The 3,371-nt window shown below is 73.2% G+C and carries 4 protein-coding genes; 3 read left to right on the forward strand and 1 reads right to left on the reverse strand.

Features of this window, described 5'->3' with window-relative positions:
• The coding region (locus ABZ836_RS30380) for an adenosylhomocysteinase (protein ID WP_356139216.1) at nt 1–94 on the forward strand (94 nt) is incomplete at its 5' end.
• 97 nt (nt 95–191) lie between these two features.
• Nucleotides 192–827, forward strand: a complete 636-nt coding sequence (locus tag ABZ836_RS30385; RefSeq protein WP_356139461.1) for a hypothetical protein — start codon at nt 192–194, stop codon at nt 825–827.
• 15 nt (nt 828–842) lie between these two features.
• Here the strand turns inward: ABZ836_RS30385 and ABZ836_RS30390 are convergent, their stop codons facing one another.
• A complete protein-coding gene (locus tag ABZ836_RS30390; protein ID WP_361147593.1) occupies nt 843–1,871 on the reverse strand; it encodes an RDD family protein in 1,029 nt (342 codons plus the stop codon).
• A gap of 169 nt (nt 1,872–2,040) precedes the next feature.
• On the opposite strand from ABZ836_RS30390, the gene ABZ836_RS30395 reads away from it, so the two are divergent.
• Complete coding sequence (locus tag ABZ836_RS30395; RefSeq protein WP_361147596.1) at nt 2,041–3,051, forward strand: stage II sporulation protein M; 1,011 nt, start codon at nt 2,041–2,043, stop codon at nt 3,049–3,051.
• Nucleotides 3,052–3,371: the final 320 nt, after the last annotated feature.

Raw genomic sequence — 3,371 nt, forward strand, 5'->3', positions numbered from 1 at the left:
GGGTGTGAAGCTGACCAAGCTCCGTCCCGAGCAGGCCGCCTACATCGGCGTCGAGGTCGAAGGCCCCTACAAGCCCGACCACTACCGCTACTGAGCGGCGGACCGACCCGCAGCACCCTTCCGGCAGGCCCCCGCCCTCGCGGCGGGGGCCTGCCCCGTCCGGGCCCCTCCCGCCCACCACCAGGACACCGATGCCCACCGGCCGCTACCTGCTCCACGACCCGCACGACGGCACCCCGCTCGGCGCGGAGCACTTCCAGTGCGCCCCCGGCCCCTCCGGCTGGCGCTACGTCTCCCAGGTCCTCACCCCCGAGGGCGACCACCGGGGATCCGTCGACGTCACCCTCGACGCCCTCGGCCGCCCCCTGCGCGTGGAACTCCACGCCGGCGGCTGGCAGGTCCGCGGTGCCGCGCTCGACGGGGTGACCTGGGTCCGCACCGACCCCACCGGCGAGCACGCCAGCGAGGGGAACGTCCGCGCCCACGCCTTCACCGGAGCCTCCCCGGCCTTCCTGGTAGCCACCGCCCGCCTGCTGCGCCCGGCCCCGTCCGAGGACCCCGTCCGCGTGCGCCTGGTCGCCTTCACCGACCCGGTCCTCGCACCGCTCACGGTGGACCGCACCTGGGCCCTGACCGGCCGCGAGACCCACCCCACCGACAGTGGTCCCCTGGTCGTGGACGCCTACCGCATCACCGACCTGGGAACCGGCGAGCAGCACACCGTGCACCTCGCCGGCGATGTCGTCCTCGCCGCTCCCGGCATCGAACTGGACGACCTCCAGTCACCGCCGTCGGCCTTCACGGACCCCGGCCCGCCCCCGCCCTGACCTGCGGTTCGCCCCTCAGGCGGGCGGCGCGAAACCACCCTTGCGCGGAGCCTCCGGAGCCGGCGCGGAGGGCGGCCCGCCAGGCGCGGGCGGCGCCTGCGGCACCGGCGCGGCGGCCGGGGGGTACACGGGCGGGCCGTACGACCCCGGAGCCGGAGCCGGAGCCGGGGCCGGGGCCGGGGCATGGGCCTGCGCCGGGGCCTGGGGCTGCGTCTGGGGCTGCGCCTGCGGCCGGAACGGCTCGGCCGGCGGCACGTACGGCCCCGCCACCGTCGCCTGCGTGCGCGCCCTGGCCAGCGCCGCGGCCTGCGCGCGCGCCGCCTCCCGCGACTGCCGCTCGTACATCACCGCCGCCAGGAACTCCGCCGCCGACACCCCCTGCGCCTGCGCCCCCGTCCGGGTGGCGACCTCCGTGGCCAGCCGGTGCGCCATGGCGTACCCGACGGCGGGCTCGAGCTGGCCGATGCGCGTCAGGTACTGCCGCACCTGCAGCCACAGCTCGTCCGGCACAGCCGACAGGTCCAGGTGCGCGAAGCGCCCCATCAGGTACGGCGGGGGCGGCGGCGTCCCCATGACCGCCCCACCGGGCACCCGCTCCCGCACCACCAGCGTCCCCCCGAACACGTCACCGAGCCGCCGGCCCCGCGAGGACACCAGGGAGGCGACGCAGGCGACCACACCGAAGGACATCAGGATCTCGATCATCCCGAGCAGCCCCCGGACCAGCGCGTGCCGGAACCCGATGGGACCGCCGTCGTCCCGCACCACCCGCAGGCCCAGCGCCAGCTTCCCCAGCGACCGACCGCGCGTCAGCGCCTCCACGGCGATCGGCACGCCGACCGGGATCAGCAGGAAGGTGCCCACCGAGATCGCCGCCGCAGCCGCCTCGTCGACCGACTCCAGCGTGGCGAAGAGCAGCATCAGCACGACGAACCAGACGAACAGCACCACCAGCAGGTCGAGGATCACCGCCAGCGCCCTGCTGGGAAACCGCGCCGGCCGTACCTCCAGTGCCACCGCCTCACCGGTCACCAGCTGATCCATCGCCCCGCCCCTTCCCACTGCCCCGGCCGTCCGACTGCCCGGACCGCGCTCACGCCGCCCCGTCGGGAATCCGTCCCGCACTGACGTCCGGGCGGCCAGTCTGCCAAGCTGTGCACCACGCCGCCGCAGTGCGGCCCCGCCGGAGCAGGTTGAGGAGCAGCGGACACCCATGGACCTGGACGTCTTCGTCGCCACCCATCGTGCCGAGTGGGACCGTCTGGAGACGCTGCTCAGCCGTAGGCGACGCCGTCTGACCGGCGCGGAGGTGGACGAGCTCGTCGAGCTGTACCAGCGGGCGGCGACGCACCTCTCCGTCATCCGGTCCAGCGCCCCGGACCCGCGGATCACCGGCCGCCTGAGCCAGCTCGTCGCCCGCGCCCGGAGCCAGGTCACCGGAACGCGGAAGTCGTCCTGGCAGGACATCGCCCGGTTCCTGGTCGAGGGCTTCCCGGCGGCCCTCTACCGGACCCGTCGCTGGTGGGTGCCGACGGCTCTGATCTCGGTCGCGGTGGGCGTCGTCCTCTCCTGGTGGATAGCCACCCACCCCGAGGTCCAGGCCGCCTTCGGCACGGACGCGGACCTCCGCGAGATGACCCGCCCCGGCGGCGAGTACGAGAACTACTACTCGAGCCACCCCGCGGCCTCCTTCGCCGCCCAGGTCTGGACGAACAACGCCCGTGCCGCGGCGTTGTGCCTCATCACCGGCGTCTTCCTCGGGCTGCCGGTGATCTGGATCCTCTTCCAGAACATGCTCAACCTCGGTGCGGGCTTCGGTCTGATGGCCGACGCCGGGCGCCTCGACGTCTTCCTCGGCCTGGTGCTCCCGCACGGACTGCTCGAGCTCACGGCCGTCTTCGTGGCCGCGGGCGCCGGCATCAAGCTCGGCTGGACGGTCATCGACCCAGGCCCCCGGACCCGGAGGGCAGCCCTGGCGGAGGAAGGACGCGCCGCCCTCGGCATGGCCGTCGGCCTCGCCCTGGTGCTGTTCGTGGCCGGGGCGATCGAGGGCTTCGTGACCCCGTCCGGCCTCCCGACCTGGGCCCGCGTCGGCATCGGAGTCCTCGCCGAGCTGGCGTTCCTCGCCTATGTGTGGGTACTCGGCGGTCGCGCCGTCCGTGCGGGCGGGACGGGTGACGTCGAGGAGAGCGGACGGAGCGCCGCGGCCCCCGTCGCAGCGTGATGTGCATCGAGCGGCTACTAGCTGCTACTCTCCTCATCGCCCCCGGAACTGCCGTTGACGCGGCACGATGGTGGAGGTAGATTTGAACAGTTGCCCGGAGAGGTGCGGAGCACCCCACGGCAGCCGGTAGGATCTACCGAGTCGCTTCCCGACTGTCGGTCGGAGAAGGACAACCCCCGATAAATCGGAAATTCGAAGCCGGCAAGACCGGCCGAAAACATCTGATAAAGTCGGAACCGCCGGAAAGGAAAAGCGCCGCGAAAGTGGTGCTGGAACTGGAAAGCACCGAGGAAATCGGAACGGAAACGGTCTGATAGAGT

It is taken from the genome of Streptomyces sp. NPDC047130 (genome assembly GCF_040643475.1).
Lineage (GTDB): Bacteria > Actinomycetota > Actinomycetes > Streptomycetales > Streptomycetaceae > Streptomyces.